Origin of the sequence: Streptomyces sp. NPDC048419, from assembly GCF_043200415.1 — a bacterium.
GTDB lineage: Bacteria > Actinomycetota > Actinomycetes > Streptomycetales > Streptomycetaceae > Streptomyces.
Genome location: NZ_JBICXT010000019.1, coordinates 99672 through 117091, shown reverse-complemented (window position 1 = coordinate 117091; position 17420 = coordinate 99672). Strand labels below are relative to the sequence as shown.

At 69.5% G+C, this 17420-nt stretch carries 14 protein-coding genes; 13 read left to right on the top strand and 1 reads right to left on the bottom strand.

The genetic code is table 11. The features are described 5' to 3' along the window. The first annotated feature begins 3 nt into the window (after nt 1-3). The 12 genes from murF to ACGFYN_RS33060 all read left to right on the top strand — a co-directional run bounded on the left by murF (nt 4) and on the right by ACGFYN_RS33060 (nt 12549). Nucleotides 4-1419, top strand: coding sequence for a UDP-N-acetylmuramoyl-tripeptide--D-alanyl-D-alanine ligase (gene murF / locus ACGFYN_RS33115; RefSeq protein ID WP_393869609.1), 1416 nt, complete (start codon nt 4-6; stop codon nt 1417-1419). Then, a complete protein-coding gene (gene mraY, locus ACGFYN_RS33110) occupies nt 1419-2489 on the top strand; it encodes a phospho-N-acetylmuramoyl-pentapeptide-transferase (protein WP_393869673.1) in 1071 nt (356 codons plus the stop codon). The genes murF and mraY overlap by 1 nt, the downstream gene beginning before the upstream one ends. After that, nucleotides 2471-3898: a UDP-N-acetylmuramoyl-L-alanine--D-glutamate ligase gene (murD, locus tag ACGFYN_RS33105; protein WP_393869608.1), complete on the top strand. Its 1428-nt coding sequence runs from the start codon at nt 2471-2473 to the stop codon at nt 3896-3898. Before mraY ends, murD begins: the two co-directional genes overlap by 19 nt. A gap of 20 nt (nt 3899-3918) precedes the next feature. Then, the gene (gene ftsW, locus ACGFYN_RS33100; RefSeq protein WP_393869607.1) at nt 3919-5256 is read left to right on the top strand and encodes a putative lipid II flippase FtsW; all 1338 of its coding nucleotides are present in this window, start codon (nt 3919-3921) and stop codon (nt 5254-5256) included. A 33-nt stretch (nt 5257-5289) separates the two neighbouring features. Continuing rightward, nucleotides 5290-6387, top strand: a complete 1098-nt coding sequence (gene murG, locus ACGFYN_RS33095; RefSeq protein ID WP_393869606.1) for an undecaprenyldiphospho-muramoylpentapeptide beta-N-acetylglucosaminyltransferase — start codon at nt 5290-5292, stop codon at nt 6385-6387. Nucleotides 6388-6422: 35 nt separating this feature from the next. Next, nucleotides 6423-7217, top strand: a complete 795-nt coding sequence (locus ACGFYN_RS33090; RefSeq protein WP_393869605.1) for a cell division protein FtsQ/DivIB — start codon at nt 6423-6425, stop codon at nt 7215-7217. A 280-nt stretch (nt 7218-7497) separates the two neighbouring features. Then, complete coding sequence (gene ftsZ, locus ACGFYN_RS33085; protein ID WP_393869604.1) at nt 7498-8694, top strand: cell division protein FtsZ; 1197 nt, start codon at nt 7498-7500, stop codon at nt 8692-8694. 26 nt (nt 8695-8720) lie between these two features. Next, nucleotides 8721-9428: a peptidoglycan editing factor PgeF gene (gene pgeF / locus ACGFYN_RS33080; RefSeq protein WP_393869603.1), complete on the top strand. Its 708-nt coding sequence runs from the start codon at nt 8721-8723 to the stop codon at nt 9426-9428. 5 nt (nt 9429-9433) lie between these two features. Next, nucleotides 9434-10153, top strand: coding sequence for a YggS family pyridoxal phosphate-dependent enzyme (locus tag ACGFYN_RS33075; protein WP_393869602.1), 720 nt, complete (start codon nt 9434-9436; stop codon nt 10151-10153). Nucleotides 10154-10281: 128 nt separating this feature from the next. Then, nucleotides 10282-10923: a cell division protein SepF gene (locus tag ACGFYN_RS33070; protein WP_393869601.1), complete on the top strand. Its 642-nt coding sequence runs from the start codon at nt 10282-10284 to the stop codon at nt 10921-10923. A 73-nt stretch (nt 10924-10996) separates the two neighbouring features. Next, a complete protein-coding gene (locus tag ACGFYN_RS33065; RefSeq protein WP_393869600.1) occupies nt 10997-11281 on the top strand; it encodes a YggT family protein in 285 nt (94 codons plus the stop codon). Nucleotides 11282-11337: 56 nt separating this feature from the next. Continuing rightward, nucleotides 11338-12549 (top strand): DivIVA domain-containing protein, encoded by a 1212-nt coding sequence (locus ACGFYN_RS33060; RefSeq protein ID WP_393869599.1) that lies wholly within the window; start codon nt 11338-11340, stop codon nt 12547-12549. A gap of 170 nt (nt 12550-12719) precedes the next feature. Here the strand turns inward: ACGFYN_RS33060 and ileS are convergent, their stop codons facing one another. After that, a complete protein-coding gene (gene ileS, locus ACGFYN_RS33055) occupies nt 12720-15857 on the bottom strand; it encodes an isoleucine--tRNA ligase (protein WP_393869598.1) in 3138 nt (1045 codons plus the stop codon). Between the two features lie 602 nt (nt 15858-16459). Between ileS and ACGFYN_RS33050 the strand changes: the two genes are divergently transcribed. Further along, on the top strand, nt 16460-17420 hold a 961-nt coding region (locus ACGFYN_RS33050), incomplete at its 3' end, for a hypothetical protein (protein ID WP_393869597.1).

The window sequence follows — 17420 nt, the reverse complement described above, 5'->3', positions numbered from 1 at the left end:
CTTGTGATCGCCCTCTCTCTCGCCGAGATCGCAGAAGTCGTCGGCGGGCAGACGTACGACATACCGGATCCGTCCGTAGAGGTCACCGCTCCGGTCGTCCGGGACTCCCGCGAGGTGGAGCCCGGCAGCCTGTTCGTCGCCTTCGTCGGCGAGCGGGTGGACGGCCACGACTTCGCACGGCAGGTCGTCGAGGCGGGCGCGGTCGCCGTCCTGGCGTCGCGCCCCGTCGGCGTGCCCGCGATCGTCGTCGACGACGTGCCGCGGGCGCTCGGCGCCCTCGCACGTCATGTCGTGCGCCGGCTCGGCGCGACCCTCGTGGCCCTCACCGGCTCCGCGGGCAAGACCAGCACCAAGGACCTGATCGCCCAGGTGCTGCGGAGCAAGGCGCCGACGGTGTTCACGCCGGGCTCGCTCAACAACGAGATCGGCCTGCCGCTGACCGCCCTGTCCGCGACCGAGGAGACGAGGTTCCTCGTCCTGGAGATGGGCGCCCGCGGCATCGGCCACATCCGCTACCTCGCCGAGCTGACGCCCCCGAGGATCGGCCTCGTCCTGAACGTCGGTACCGCCCACATCGGCGAGTTCGGCGGCCGCGAGCAGATCGCGCAGGCGAAGGGCGAGTTGGTCGAGAGCCTGCCGCCGGCGGCGGAGGGCGGCATCGCGGTCCTCAACGCGGACGACCCCCTCGTACGGGCCATGGCGTCCCGTACGAAGGCGAAGGTCGTCTTCTTCGGAGAGGGCGACGAAGCGGACGTACGCGCCGAGAACGTGCGACTCACGGACAGCGGACAGCCCGCCTTCAGGCTCCACACACCCTCCGGTGCAAGCGACGTGACCATGCGCCTGTACGGTGAGCACCACGTGTCGAACGCGCTCGCCGCGGCCGCCGTCGCCCATGAGCTGGGCATGTCCGCGGAAGAGATCGCCACCGCGCTCTCCGAGGCGGGCTCCCTCTCCCGCTGGCGCATGGAGGTCACCGAGCGACCGGACGGCGTGACCATCGTCAACGACGCCTACAACGCGAACCCCGAATCCATGCGAGCGGCCCTGCGTGCGCTCGTGGCGATGGGCCGGGGGCGGCGGACCTGGGCGGTGCTCGGCAAGATGGCCGAGCTCGGGGACGAGGCGCTCGCCGAGCACGACGCGGTCGGACGGCTCGCCGTCCGGCTCAATGTCGGCAAGCTCGTCGCGGTCGGGGGCAGGGAAGCGTCCTGGCTGCAACTGGGCGCATATAACGAGGGTTCGTGGGGTGAGGAGTCGGTGCACGTGTCCGACGCACAGGCGGCGATCGACCTGTTGCGCAGCGAGTTGCGCCCAGGAGACGTCGTCCTCGTGAAGGCGTCCCGTTCGGTCGGTCTCGAAGGCGTCGCCCAGGCGCTCCTCGAGACCGGTGCCGAGGGTGAGGTTGCCGCCCGATGATGAAGCAGATCCTGTTCTCGGGAGTCATCGGCCTCTTCCTGACGCTGGTCGGCACCCCGCTGCTGATCAAGCTGCTGGCCCGCAAGGGCTACGGCCAGTACATCCGCGACGACGGTCCGCGCGAGCACGCCGCCAAGCGCGGTACGCCGACCATGGGCGGCATCGCCTTCATCCTGGCGACTGTTGCCGCCTACTTCCTGTCGAAGGTCATCACCGGCTACGCCCCGACCTACTCGGGCCTGCTGGTGCTCGGCCTGATGGTCGGCATGGGCCTGGTCGGCTTCCTCGACGACTACATCAAGATCGTCAAGCGGCGTTCGCTGGGTCTGCGGGCCAAGGCGAAGATGGCCGGCCAGCTGATCGTCGGCATCTCGTTCGCGGTGCTCGCCCTGCAGTTCCAGGACGCACGCGGCAACACCCCGGCCTCCACCAAGCTGTCGTTCATCACGGACTTCGGCTGGAAGATCGGCCCGATCCTGTTCGTGGTCTGGGCGCTGTTCATGATCCTCGCGATGTCGAACGGCGTGAACCTGACGGACGGTCTGGACGGCCTGGCCACCGGCGCCTCCGTGCTCGTCTTCGGCGCCTACACCTTCATCGGCGTCTGGCAGTTCCAGGAGTCCTGCGCCAACGCGCAGACCCTGACCAACCCCAACGCCTGCTACGAGGTGCGCGACCCCCTCGACCTCGCGGTCATCGCCTCGGCGCTGATGGGCGCCTGCCTCGGCTTCCTGTGGTGGAACACCTCGCCCGCCAAGATCTTCATGGGCGACACCGGTTCGCTCGCGCTCGGCGGTGTCCTCACCGGCCTCGCCATCTGCTCCCGCACCGAGCTGCTGGTGGCCATCATGGGCGGCCTGTTCGTCCTCATCACGATGTCGGTCGTCATCCAGGTGGGCTCCTTCCGCCTCACCGGCCGGCGCGTCTTCCGGATGGCGCCACTCCAGCACCACTTCGAACTCAAAGGCTGGTCCGAAGTCCTTGTGGTGGTCCGCTTCTGGATCATCCAGGGCATCTGCGTGATCGTCGGACTGGGTCTCTTCTACGCGGGATGGGCAGCGGACAAGTGACCGACTGGCAGGGCAAGCACGTCACCGTCGCCGGGCTCGGCGTCTCGGGGATCCCGGCGGCCAAGGCGCTGCACGCGCGCGGGGCGATCGTCACGGCCGTCAACGACGGCGACGACGCACGCGCGCGTGAACAGGCCGCCGAACTCGAGGCGCTGGGCATCACGGTGCGTCTCGGTGACGGCGCCACCCTGCCCGAGGGCACCGAACTCGTCGTCACCGCACCGGGCTGGAAGCCGGACAAGCCCCTGTTCGCGGCGGCCCGCGAGGCCGGCGTGGAGATCTGGGGCGACGTCGAACTCGCCTGGCGCCTGCGCGGACCCGACGCGGCCCCCTGGCTGGCCGTCACCGGCACCAACGGCAAGACCACCACCGTCCAGATGCTGGCCTCGATCCTCAAGGCCGCCGGACTGCGCACCGCCGCCGTGGGCAACATCGGCGTCTCCCTGCTCGATGCGGTGCTCGGCGAGGAGCAGTACGACGTGCTGGCCGTCGAGTTGTCGAGCTATCAGCTGCACTGGGCGCCCTCGCTGCGCGCCCACTCCGCCGCCGTCCTGAACCTGGCGCCGGACCATCTCGACTGGCACGGCTCCATGGAGGCCTACGCCGCCGACAAGGGCCGTATCTACGAGGGCAATCGCGTCGCCTGCGTCTACAACGCCGATGCCATCGACAAACCGTCCACCGAGGACCTGGTGCGCGAGGCCGACGTCGAGGAGGGCTGCCGGGCCGTCGGCTTCACCCTCGGCACCCCGGGACCCTCCCAACTCGGCGTCGTGGACGGCATCCTGGTCGACCGTGCCTTCGTCGAGGACCGGCACAAGAACGCCCAGGAGCTCGCCGAGGTCTCCGACGTCAACCCGCCGGCCCCGCACAACATCGCCAACGCCCTTGCGGCGGCGGCCCTCGCGCGCGCCTTCGGGGTGCCCGCCAAGGCCGTACGCGACGGGCTGCGGAACTTCACGCCGGACGCGCACCGCATCGCGCACGTGGCCGACGTGGACGGGGTGGCGTACATCGACGACTCCAAGGCGACCAACACCCACGCCGCCGAGGCCTCGTTGGCGGCGTACGGGTCCATCGTGTGGATCGCGGGCGGACTCGCCAAGGGCGCGACCTTCGACGAGCTGGTCGCCAAGTCGGCCGAACGACTTCGCGGCGCCGTGCTCATCGGCAAGGACCGTGCCCTGATCCGGGAAGCCCTGGCGCGACACGCGCCGGAAGTACCCGTCGTCGACCTCGACCGGACCGACACTGGGGCGATGCTCGCGGCCGTCCAGGAGGCGAAGCGGCTCGCTGCGGCGGGCGACACGGTGCTGCTGGCCCCGGCCTGCGCCTCCATGGACATGTTCGCCAACTACAACAAGCGCGGTGACGCGTTCGCGGAGGCGGTTCGCGAACTCGGCTCCTGACCGACGCAGCGGAGGCGCTGATGCCCAGTAGCCGTACCGGACGGCCGCCCGTGCAGCGGGCCGCCAGACGTCCCGCAGCCTCCCGGCCGGCGTCGCGCGAGAACCCCGTGATGCGGCTCTACACGAACGCCCGCAAGGCCTGGGACCGGCCGCTGACCGCGTACTACCTGATCGTCGGCGGCAGCGTGCTGATCACCGTGCTCGGCCTGGTGATGGTCTACTCGGCCTCCCAGATCACCGCGCTCCAGATGTCCCTGCCGGGCTCGTACTTCTTCCGCAAGCAGCTGCTCGCCGCCGTGATCGGCGGGGTCCTGCTACTGATCGCCTCGCTGATGCCGGTGAAGCTGCACCGGGCGCTCGCCTACCCGATGCTCGCGGGCGCCGTCTTCCTGATGGCGCTGGTGCAGGTGCCGGGGATAGGGATGTCGGTCAACGGCAACCAGAACTGGATCTCGCTCGGCGGCTCCTTCCAGATCCAGCCCAGCGAGTTCGGCAAGCTCGCGCTGGTGCTGTGGGGCGCGGACCTGATGGCCCGCAAGCAGGACAAGAAGCTGCTGAACCAGTGGAAGCACATGCTGGTGCCGCTCGTACCGGTCGCCTTCATGCTGCTCGGGCTGATCATGCTCGGCGGCGACATGGGCACGGCGATCATCCTGACGGCGATCCTGTTCGGCCTGCTCTGGCTGGCGGGCGCCCCGACCCGGCTGTTCGCCGGGGTGCTGTCGATCGCCGGTGTGCTCGGTGTGATCCTTATCAAAACCAGCCCGAACCGCATGGCCCGGCTGTCCTGCATCGGCGCCACGTCCCCGCAGTCGGGCCCCGCCGACTGCTGGCAGGCCGTACACGGGATCTATGCCCTCGCATCGGGCGGAATCTTCGGATCCGGGCTCGGTGCGAGTGTGGAGAAATGGGGCCAACTTCCCGAGGCGCACACGGACTTCATCTTCGCCGTCACCGGTGAGGAACTGGGTCTGGCGGGGACGCTGTCGGTGCTCGCCCTGTTCGCGGCTCTAGGCTATGCGGGTATCCGCGTGGCCGGACGCACGGAGGACCCCTTCGTCAGGTATGCCGCGGGAGGCGTGACCACCTGGATCACCGCGCAGGCGGTGATCAACATCGGTGCGGTGCTCGGCCTGCTGCCGATCGCCGGCGTCCCCCTCCCGCTGTTTTCCTACGGAGGATCCGCCCTGCTGCCGACCATGTTCGCCATCGGGCTGCTGATCGCGTTCGCGCGTGACGAGCCCGCTGCGCGGGCGGCGCTTTCCGTACGGCAATCTCGCTTTGGTAGAAAGCGGGTGGGAGGCACCGTACGGAACCGGGGGCCTCGGAGATGGAACACAATGCGACGGCGTGCCTAGGTGGCGCGTTCGTACGGAGAGCGGTGAATTTCGGTGCATGTCGTACTCGCCGGTGGGGGGACCGCCGGCCACATCGAGCCCGCGCTCGCCCTCGCGGACGCTTTGCGCAGGCAGGATCCGACCGTGGGGATCACGGCCCTGGGCACGGAGCGCGGTCTTGAGACCACGCTCGTTCCGCAGCGGGGTTACGAGCTCGCGCTGATCCCGGCGGTACCGCTGCCGCGCAGGCCGACGCCCGAACTGATCACCGTCCCGGGCCGGCTGCGCGGCACGATCAAGGCGACCGAGCAGGTCCTGGAGCGCACCAAGGCGGACTGCGTGGTGGGCTTCGGCGGCTATGTCGCCCTGCCCGGCTACCTCGCGGCCAAGCGCCTCGGCGTGCCGATCGTGATCCACGAGGCCAACGCCCGCCCCGGTCTCGCCAACAAGATCGGCTCGCGCTACGCCGCCCGGGTCGCCGTCTCCACTCCGGACAGCAAGCTGCGCGACGCCCGCTACATCGGCATCCCGCTGCGCCGCACCATCGCCACCCTGGACCGGGCCGCCGTCCGCCCGGAGGCCCGCGCGATGTTCGGCCTCGACCCCAACCTGCCCACGCTGCTGGTCTCCGGCGGCTCGCAGGGCGCCCGCCGCCTCAACGAGGTGACCGAGCAGGTCGCGCCATGGCTCCAGCAGGCCGGCATCCAGATCCTGCACGCGGTCGGCCCGAAGAACGAACTGCCGCATGTGCAGCAGATGCCGGGAATGCCCCCGTACATCCCGGTAAGTTACCTGGACCGGATGGACCTCGCGTACGCCGCGGCCGACATGATGCTCTGCCGCGCGGGCGCGATGACCGTCGCCGAACTCTCCGCCGTCGGACTCCCGGCCGCCTACGTCCCGCTGCCCATCGGCAACGGCGAACAGCGGCTGAACGCCCAGCCGGTGGTCAAGGCCGGCGGCGGACTGCTGGTCGACGACGCGGAACTGACGCCCGACTGGGTGCGGGCGAGTGTGCTGCCCGTGCTCGCCGACCCGCACCGGCTGTACGAGATGTCCCGCGCCGCCGCCGAGTTCGGCCGCCGGGACGCCGACGACCTGCTCGTCGGCATGGTGTACGAGGCGATCTCCGCCAGCCGTGCACGCCGATAGGGACCGTATTTCGATGTAGGCGAAGGGCAGGAAGCGTGGCCGGACCGACCACCGCCGAACGCGGTGAACGCCAGCAGGAGTCGTCCGGCCCGCCTCCGGCACGGAGGTTGAGGCGTCCACGCCCTCGTACGATCATCATCTTTGCCGTCGTGCTCGTTCTTCTCGGGGTGGGCGCCGTCTGGCTGTTGTACGGCTCGCACTGGACGCGTGTGGAGCGCGTATCGGTCTCCGGTACCCGGGTTCTGACGCCGGAACAGGTCCGCGAGGCCGCCCAAGTCCCCGTCGGGGCACCGCTGATTTCCGTGGACGCCGACGCGATTGAGACGCGTCTGGCCCGGAAACTGCCCCGAATTGACACGGTTGACGTGGTTCGTTCGTGGCCCCATGGAATCGACCTGAAAGTGGTTGAGCGCACTCCGGTTCTGATGGTGCAAAAAGGCGGAAACTTCGTCGAAGTGGACGACGAAGGTGTCCGTTTCGCCACGGTTTCCCGGGCTCCGAAAGGCGTTCCCGCACTGAAATTGGCGCCCTCCTCCTCGGGTTCCTCCGCAGCGAGCCTGCGCCGCTTCGGCGAGGACCGGTTGGTGCGTGAGGCGGTACGCGTCGCCGACGCCGTTCCGGCCGCCGTGGCCCATGAGACCGAAGCCGTCAAGGTGCGCTCCTTCGACGACATCTCACTGGAGTTGGGCGACGGCCGTACCGTCGCCTGGGGAAGTGGTGAGAAGGGTTCCGCGAAGGCCCGTACGCTCACCGCTCTCATGAAAGCGGCTCCCGATGCGCGGCACTTCGACGTCTCGGTTCCCACCGCCCCTGCGTCATCGGGGAGTTGACGCACATCCGCGCAGGCCAGCACCCTGGTTGGGCACTGCTACGGCTGATCACATAGGGTGAAAAGAAAAACGGGAGGTTCGGCGTGTTCGTTGAACGTGCGCCACTTGTCGACTTAGTGTCCTGTTCGGAAGAGTCCAGCGAACAGACACACTGGTAACCCTAAACTTCAACGTTAGGGTTTGGGTCGGCGATATGGACCGTCCCAATCGGCATCAGTCGTACGACCGCGGCAAGGTCCGCGAGAGGACGACACGTAACTCGAGGCGAGAGGCCTTCGACGTGGCAGCACCGCAGAACTACCTCGCAGTCATCAAAGTCATCGGTGTCGGCGGCGGTGGTGTCAATGCCATCAACCGGATGATCGAGGTCGGTCTCAAGGGTGTCGAGTTCATTGCCATCAACACGGACGCACAGGCGCTGTTGATGAGCGACGCCGACGTCAAGCTCGACGTCGGCCGTGAACTCACCCGCGGACTCGGCGCCGGAGCCAACCCGGCCGTCGGCCGCAAGGCCGCCGAGGACCACCGCGAGGAGATCGAAGAGGTCCTCAAGGGGGCCGACATGGTCTTCGTGACGGCCGGTGAAGGCGGCGGCACCGGCACCGGCGGCGCACCCGTCGTGGCCAACATCGCCCGTTCCCTGGGCGCCCTCACCATCGGTGTGGTCACCCGCCCGTTCACCTTCGAGGGACGGCGCCGGGCCAACCAGGCCGAGGACGGCATCGCCGAACTCCGCGAAGAGGTCGACACCCTCATCGTGATCCCCAACGACCGGCTGCTGTCCATCTCGGACCGCCAGGTCTCGGTGCTGGACGCCTTCAAGTCGGCCGACCAGGTCCTGCTCTCCGGTGTCCAGGGCATCACCGACCTCATCACCACGCCCGGTCTGATCAACCTCGACTTCGCCGACGTCAAGTCGGTCATGTCGGAAGCCGGTTCGGCCCTCATGGGCATCGGCTCGGCCCGCGGCGACGACCGCGCGGTGGCCGCGGCCGAGATGGCGATCTCCTCGCCGCTGCTCGAGGCCTCGATCGACGGCGCCCGCGGTGTGCTGCTGTCCATCTCCGGCGGCTCCGACCTCGGCCTGTTCGAGATCAACGAGGCCGCCCAGCTGGTGAGCGAGGCCGCCCACCCCGAGGCCAACATCATCTTCGGCGCGGTCATCGACGACGCCCTCGGCGACGAGGTGCGGGTCACCGTCATCGCGGCCGGCTTCGACGGCGGCCAGCCGCCGGCCAAGCGGGACAACGTCCTCGGCTCGTCCTCGGCCTCCGCCCGCCGCGAAGAGCCCACCCCCGCGCGGCAGTCCGAGAGCCGTCCGTCCTTCGGCTCGCTCGGCACCGTCACGCCGAAGGAGAACGCGGAGCCCGCACCCGAGCCGGCGAGCGACCTCCCGGCCACCCCGCCGGTCCCGCCGTCGCGGACCTACGCGGACAGCGGCGCGGAGGAGCTGGACGTACCGGACTTCCTGAAGTGATAGGACAGCATTCCGGGACGAGCACCGTGAACGGCGCGCACTTCGCTTTCACCGACCGGTGGGGCGGGGTGAGCGCCGTTCCGTACGAGCAGCTCAACCTCGGCGGAGCGGTCGGCGACGACGCCGACGCGGTACGGGCCAACCGCGAGCTGGCGGCCAAGTCCCTTGGCCTCGACCCGGCTCGGGTGGTCTGGATGAATCAGGTGCACGGCGCGGAGGTGGCGGTGGTCGAAGGACCGTGGGGCGACCGTCCCGCACCCGAGGTCGACGCCGTCGTCACGACGCGGCGCGGTCTCGCCCTCGCCGTCCTCACCGCCGACTGCACGCCCGTTCTGCTCGCCGACCCCGTCGCCGGGGTGGTCGCCGCGGCCCACGCGGGGCGGCCCGGCATGGTCGCCGGGATCGTCCCCGCCGCCGTACGGACCATGACCGAACTCGGCGCCGAGCCGGGCCGGATCGTCGCCCGGACCGGACCCGCCGTGTGCGGCCGGTGCTACGAGGTGCCGGAGGAGATGCGCGCCGACGTGGCCGCCGTGGAGCCGGCGGCGCACTCCGAGACGAGCTGGGGTACGCCCGCGGTCGACGTGACCGCCGGAGTGCACGCCCAGCTGGTGCGGCTCGGGGTGCGCGACCGGGAGCAGTCGCCGGTGTGCACGATCGAGTCGGGCGATCACTTCTCGTACCGTCGCGACCGGACCACGGGGCGACTCGCGGGATATGTCTGGCTGGACTGAGGGACATGACGGAGCGTAAGGACGAACTCGCCGCGAACCTGGCAAAGGTGGAGCGTCGTATCGCCGCCGCCTGTGACGCAGCCGGGCGCGGGCGCGAGGACGTGACCTTGATCGTGGTCACCAAGACGTACCCGGCGAGCGACGTGCGGATCCTGTCGGAGCTCGGTGTGCGGCACGTGGCGGAGAACCGGGACCAGGACGCGGCGCCCAAGGCCGCGGAATGCTCGGATCTGCCGCTGACATGGCATTTCGTCGGCCAGTTGCAGACCAACAAGGTTCGTTCCGTGGTCGGTTATGCCGACCTTGTGCAATCCGTCGACCGGGCCCGGCTCGTCACGGCGCTCTCCAAGGAAGCCGTGCGGCAGGAGCGCGAGATCGGCTGCCTGATCCAGGTCGCGCTGGACGCGGACGAGGGCGGACGCGGTGAGCGCGGGGGCGTCGGACCCGACGGAATCGAAGAGTTGGGCGAGCTGGTCGCCCGGTCGCCGGGTCTGCGGTGGGACGGTCTGATGACCGTCGCGCCGCTCACCGGGCCTTACGCGGGACGCGAACTGGCCGCGTTCGAGCGGTTGATGGATTTGTCGACGGACCTGCGCCGAGCTCATCCGGCTGCGAACATGGTCTCGGCAGGAATGAGTACGGACCTCGAACAGGCCGTGGCGGCCGGGGCGACACATGTACGCGTCGGTACGGCGGTACTCGGAGTCCGCCCCAGGCTCGGGTAACGTCGCCAGGAAGTCGGACCACAGCAGAAAATATGGTCAATGCCGCCGAAGGCGGGCGCAACGACCTCGTGGATCGCGGGCACTTGGCGGTAGTCAGCCGATCCACCACAGAGCGGAGGACTCAGAGCATGGCCGGCGCGATGCGCAAGATGGCGGTCTACCTCGGCCTCGTGGAGGACGATGGGTACGACGGCCGGGGATTCGACCCCGATGACGATTTCGAGCCCGAACTGGACCCCGAGCCCGAACGGGACCACCGGCGGCATGAACCGTCCCACCAGCAGCACGTGGCACATCAGTCCCAAAGGGACGAAGAGGTGCGAATCGTACAGCCGCCGATGGCGCGTGAACCGGTCGCCCGTTCCGCTTCGCTACCCGCGGAATCCGGTCGCCCGGCGCGTATCGCGCCCGTGGCGTCCATCACACAAGAACGCGCAAGCCTGGAGAAGAACGCACCGGTGATCATGCCCAAGGTCGTGTCGGAACGAGAGCCTTACCGGATCACCACGCTCCACCCGCGGACCTACAACGAGGCCCGTACCATCGGGGAACACTTCCGTGAGGGCACCCCGGTGATCATGAATCTGACTGAGATGGATGACACAGACGCGAAGCGACTTGTCGACTTTGCGGCCGGTTTGGTGTTTGGTCTTCACGGCAGCATCGAGCGGGTGACGCAGAAGGTGTTCCTGTTGTCGCCTGCTAACGTCGATGTCACGGCGGAGGACAAGGCCCGTATCGCAGAGGGCGGGTTCTTCAACCAGAGCTGAGACGCACGACCGGAATCAGCGGTACAAAGCACTATCAAGCAGCACGGAAACAGGGGAGAGGGAAGCGCGGGTCATGGGCGTGGTTCTTGATGTGATCTACATCGCGCTGATGTGCTTCCTCATCGTGCTGATCTTCCGGTTGGTCATGGACTACGTCTTCCAGTTCGCCCGCTCATGGCAACCCGGCAAGGCGATGGTGGTCGTTCTGGAGGCCACCTACACTGTCACTGATCCACCGCTCAAGCTTCTGCGGCGGTTCATCCCGCCGTTGCGTCTCGGGGGCGTGGCGCTCGACCTGTCCTTCTTCGTACTGATGATCATCGTCTACATCCTGATCTCGATCGTGAGCCGGCTGTGATGAGCGATGTGACCTACCGTCTTGCCGAATGCCGACGACTACGTTGAGGTGAAGAGATGCCGTTGACCCCCGAGGACGTGCGGAACAAGCAGTTCACGACCGTCCGCCTCCGAGAAGGCTATGACGAGGACGAGGTCGATGCCTTCCTCGATGAGGTCGAAGCCGAACTGACCCGCCTGCTCCGGGAAAACGAGGACCTGCGCGCCAAACTGGCCGCGGCCACGCGTGCCGCTGCCCAGAATCAGCAGAACATGCGCAAGCCCCCGGAGGGTCCCGGCGGTCCTGGTGGGCCCGGCGGCCCCGGTGGACCCGGCGGTCCGCAGGACCAGCAGCACCCGCAGCACCAGGGACACCCGCAGCACCCGCAGCAGGGCATGCGCGGTCCGGGCGCTCCGGTGCCCGCCGGCATATCGGGCCCGCCGCAGCAGCAGATGGGCGGCCCCATGGGAGGCCCGCCCCAGCTGCCCAGCGGTGCTCCGCAGCTGCCCGCCGGTCCCGGCGGTGGTCAGGGTGGTCCCCAGGGTCCCGGTCCGATGGGCCAGGGTCCGATGGGTCAGGGCCCCATGGGCCAGGGCCCGATGGGTGGCCAGCCCCCCATGCAGCAGCAGATGGGCGGTCCGATGGGTGGCCCCATGGGTGGCCCGATGGGCGGCCCCGGTCAGGGCCCCGGTGGCGACAGCGCCGCCCGAGTCCTCTCGCTGGCCCAGCAGACCGCCGACCAGGCGATCGCCGAGGCCCGCTCCGAAGCCAACAAGATCGTGGGCGAGGCGCGTTCGCGTGCCGAGGGCCTCGAGCGTGACGCCCGTGCCAAGGCCGACGCGCTGGAGCGGGACGCGCAGGAGAAGCACCGCGTCGCGATGGGCTCCCTGGAGTCCGCCCGCGCCACGCTGGAGCGCAAGGTCGAGGACCTGCGCGGCTTCGAGCGCGAGTACCGTACGCGCCTGAAGTCGTACCTCGAGTCCCAGCTGCGTCAGCTGGAGACCCAGGCCGACGACTCGCTGGCTCCGCCGCGTACTCCGGCGACCGCGTCTCTGCCGCCGTCCCCGGCGCCTTCCATGGCACCGGCCGGCGCGAGCGCCCCGTCGTACGGCGGCAACCAGACCATGGGCGGTGCGCCGAGCCCCGCTGGCCCGTCCTACGGCGGCCAGCAGCAGATGTCCCCGGCGATGACCCAGCCGATGGCGCCGGTCCGCCCGCAGAGCCCGTCTCCGATGGGTCAGGCTCCCTCGCCGATGCGCGGGTTCCTGATCGACGAGGACGACAACTGACGGCCGTCCAGTAGTACGCGGTAGACGTCGGCAGCGTTCACCAAGGGCGGGGCCCCGGATTTCGATCCGAGGCCCCGCCCTTTTGCGCGTGTTGATCTGTGTTGTCGCTCGCACATCGCGAAGGGCCCGGCCCCCCACTCGGGAGACCGGGCCCTTCGCGTGCTGTGCGGTTACGCCTTGCGCAGGCGGAACGTCAGCGACAGGCCCTCGTCGGTGAACGGGGTGCCGTAGGTGCCGTCGGCCTCGCCCTGGGCGAAGTCCGTGGCCAGGACCTCGTCCGAGATCAGGCCCGAGTGCTCGGACAGGGCGGCGATGACCGCCGGGTCCGTGGACGTCCAGCGCAGGGCGATCCGGTCCGCGACGTCGAGGCCGCTGTTCTTGCGGGCCTCCTGGATCAGGCGGATCGCGTCGCGGGCGAGGCCCGCCTGGCGCAGCTCCTCGGTGAGCTCCAGGTCGAGGGCGACCGTGGCACCCGAGTCGGAGGCCACCGACCAGCCCTCGCGCGGGGTTTCGGTGATGATCACCTCGTCCGGGGCGAGGGTGATCGTCTCACCGTCGACCTCGACCGTCGCCGTGCCCTCGCGCAGGGCCAGCGACAGTGCGGCCGCGTCCGCGTTCGCGACGGCCTTCGCCACGTCCTGGACGCGCTTGCCGAAACGCTTGCCCAGGGCGCGGAAGTTGGCCTTCGCCGTGGTGTCCACCAGGCTGCCGCCGACCTCGGAGAGGGAGGCGAGCGAGCTGACGTTCAGCTCCTCCGTGATCTGCGAGTGCAGTTCGCGGTCGAGCGCGTCGAAGCCGGTCGCGGCGATCAGCGCCCGGGACAGCGGCTGGCGGGTCTTGACGCCCGACTCCGCGCGCGTGGCACGGCCCAGTTCGACGAGACGGCGGACGAGGAGCATCTGCTTCGACAGCTCGGGGTCGATCGCCGTCAGATCCGCCTCCGGCCAGGAGGACAGGTGCACCGACTCCGGCGCGCCCGGCGTCACCGGCACGACCAGGTCCTGCCACACCCGCTCGGTGATGAACGGGGTCAGCGGGGCCATCAGCTTGGTGACCGTCTCCACGACCTCATGCAGGGTGCGCAGCGCCGCCTTGTCGCCCTGCCAGAAGCGGCGGCGCGAGCGGCGGACGTACCAGTTGGAGAGGTCGTCGACGAACGCGGACAGGAGCTTGCCGGCGCGCTGGGTGTCGTAGGCCTCCAGGGACTCGGTCACCTGGTCGGTGAGCGCGTGCAGCTCGCTCAGCAGCCAGCGGTCCAGCACCGGGCGGTCGGCCGGGGCCGGATCCGCCTCGCTGGGCGCCCAGTTGGAGGTGCGCGCGTACAGGGCCTGGAAGGCGACCGTGTTCCAGTACGTCAGCAGGGTCTTGCGGACGACCTCCTGGATGGTGCCGTGGCCCACACGGCGTGCCGCCCACGGGGAGCCGCCGGCCGCCATGAACCAGCGCACCGCGTCCGCGCCGTGCTGGTCCATCAGCGGGATCGGTTGCAGGATGTTGCCCAGGTGCTTGGACATCTTGCGGCCGTCCTCGGCGAGGATGTGGCCGAGGCACACGACGTTCTCGTACGAGGACTTGTCGAAGACCAGGGTGCCGACGGCCATCAGCGTGTAGAACCAGCCGCGGGTCTGGTCGATGGCCTCGCAGATGAACTGCGCCGGGTAACGGGCCTCGAACAGCTCCTTGTTCTTGTACGGGTAGCCCCACTGCGCGAACGGCATCGAACCCGAGTCGTACCAGGCGTCGATGACCTCCGGCACGCGCGTGGCCGTCTGCCGGCACTCGGGGCACGCGAAGGTGACGTCGTCGATGTACGGGCGGTGCGGGTCAAGTTCGGACTGGTCGGTGCCGGTCAGCTCGGTGAGCTGCGCGCGGGAGCCGACGCAGGTGAGATGGCCCTCCTCGCAACGCCAGATCGGCAGCGGAGTGCCCCAGTAGCGGTTGCGGGACAGCGCCCAGTCGATGTTGTTGTTCAGCCAGTCGCCGTACCGGCCGTGCTTGACCGTGTCCGGGAACCAGTTGGTGTTCTCGTTCTCCTGGAGCAGGCGGTCCTTGACGGCGGTGGTGCGGATGTACCACGACGGCTGCGCGTAGTAGAGGAGCGCGGTGTGGCAGCGCCAGCAGTGCGGGTAGCTGTGCTCGTACGGGATGTGCTTGAAGAGCAGACCGCGCTGCTGGAGGTCCTCGGTGAGCTTCTCGTCCGCCTTCTTGAAGAAGACGCCGCCGACCAGCGGGACGTCCTCCTCGAACGTCCCGTCCGGGCGGACCGGGTTCACCACGGGCAGGCCGTACGCACGGCAGACCTTGAGGTCGTCCTCGCCGAAGGCGGGGGACTGGTGGACCAGACCCGTACCGTCCTCGGTCGTGACGTATTCGGCGTTGACCACGAAATGGGCGGGTTCCGGGAACTCGACGAGCTCGAACGGTCGTTGATACGTCCAGCGCTCCATCTCGGCGCCGGTGAAGGTCTGGCCGGTGGTCCCCCAGCCCTCGCCGAGCGCCTTGCCGACGAGCGGCTCGGCGACTACGACCTTCTCCTCGCCGTCGGTCGCCACGACGTAGGTGACCTCGGGGTGCGCGGCGACAGCGGTGTTGGAGACCAGCGTCCAGGGGGTCGTCGTCCACACCAGGAGCGCGGCCTCGCCGGCCAGCGGACCGGAGGTGAGCGGGAAACGGACGTACACGGACGGGTCGACGACCGTCTCGTAGCCCTGCGCCAGCTCGTGGTCGGACAGGCCGGTGCCGCAGCGGGGGCACCAGGGGGCGACGCGGTGGTCCTGGACGAGCAGGCCCTTGTCGAAGATCTCCTTGAGCGACCACCAGACCGACTCGATGTACTCGGGGTCCATCGTGCGGTAGGGGTCGGTGAGGTCGGTCCAGTACCCCATGCGGGTCGTGAGCTCTTCGAAGGCGTCGGTGTGCCGGGTCACCGACTCGCGGCACCTGGCGTTGAACTCGGCGATGCCGTACGCCTCGATGTCCTGCTTGCCGCTGAAGCCGAGCTCCTTCTCCACCGCGAGCTCCACCGGGAGGCCGTGGCAGTCCCAGCCTGCCTTGCGGGCCACGTGGTAGCCGCGCATGGTGCGGAAGCGGGGGAAGACGTCCTTGAAGACGCGGGCCTCGATGTGGTGGGCGCCCGGCATGCCGTTGGCAGTGGGCGGGCCCTCGTAGAAGACCCACTCGGGGCGGCCCTCGGACTGTTCCAGGGTCTTGGCGAAGATCTTCTGGTCGCGCCAGAAGTCGAGCACGGCGTGCTCGAGCGCGGGCAGGTCGACCTGGGCGGGCACCTGGCGGTACGTCGGCGTTGTCATCAGCGAGTTTCCTCCGGCGGACTTGCTGCCTTCCGTCCGGAGGGACGAGAGCCGTGTCTTTCTCTACGCCGGTTTCGGCGGGCTCCCGCGGTACCACCCTCCTTGGCCCGCCGGCGCCGGGTGTGCGTCGGTGAGCCCCCTCATTGGGGTCGCGATGCCGGCTCTACCGGCCACTGCCTTACGGCTGCGGCTTTCTTCCGGCGGCTCCGGGGTGATCTTCGCGTCGCGCTCGCCCCCGGGCTTCCACCATCCCCGGGTCGCTCTGGGCTGCGTACGCCGCTACTCGTCCCCATCCATGCTTTTCGCTCCGCCCAGTGTACGGCGCCGCACGGACAGCGGCCGACCGGTTTTGGGGTACCCGGAGGTACGGGCGCCGGGCGGCCGGAGATGACCCGAATGGGGCGGTACGCGCGTTCGGATCCTGGGACGGGCGGCCCGGCGGATTACCCAGCGGGGAGCTGGGCACAACGCATGCAGGCTTGCGGAGCGGTGCGCGCGAGCCGGGCGAATCGGGCGGTGCCCCGTTGCCGCGGGACTCAAGTCGATTTATCGTCCCAGCACGATTCGCGTGCAAGATCACAAAATGTGAAGGGGCCGCGGCCATGGTGGCGAAAAAGACCGCCGTACAGCAGTCGGCGTCGTCCACGGCGGCCGCGCGGGGGGTGACCGGCGGGGCAGGGCCGGGCGCGGCGAAGCACACCGGGAAGACCGCGGCGGCCTCCGGTGCGGCTCCGTCGAAGAGGGCGACCGCGGGCGAGGGGCACGGCAGACCGGGCGGCAAGGGGGTCGGTGGGAAGGGCGGGGACGGAGGGGGCTCCGACGAGCGAGGCGCCGGCAAGAAGGCCGTGACGGGTAAGGCGACGGTTGGGAAGAGCGCTGCGAGTGCGGGCAGGAAGGCCGAGGACGGGACCGGCGGGGGCAAGAAGGCCGAGGGCAGGAAGGGCGCAGCCAAGACGGCGACGGTTGCGAAGAGTACGGCGGGGAAGAGCGAGGACGCGAAGGCTACGGCCGAGGCGGGGACGGGTAGGAAGGCCACAGCCACGAAGGCCGCGGCCACGAAGACTGCGGCCAAGAAGGGCACGGCTGGAAGGGGCACGGCTGCAACGCCTGCGGGCAGGAAGGCCGCGGCTTCGAGGACCGAGGACGCGGAGACCGCAGCCGCGAAGACCGCGGGCAGGAAGGCCGCAGTCACCAAGAGTGCGGGCAAGAAGGCCGCGACTACGAAGGCCGCGGACAGGGAGACCGCGACGAAGGCAGGCGCGGGCGGGAAGGCCGCCGCTTCCGGGGCCGCGGAGGAGAAGGGCGTGGCCAAGGTGGCGGTGGCCGCGAGGAGCAGCAGGAAGGCCGCGGCCACAAAGGGCGCGGACGAGAAGATCGCGGTGGGGGAAGGCGGGGGCGGGAAGGCCGCCGCTTCCAGGGCCGCGGGTGACAAGGCCGCGGCCAAGGTGGCGGCGGATGCGAAGAGCAGCACCAAGAAGGCCGCTGCCGCAAAGAGCGCGGGCAAGAAGGCCGCAGCCGCGAAGTCTGCGGACAAGGCGTCCGCAGTCGGCAAGGCCGCAGGTA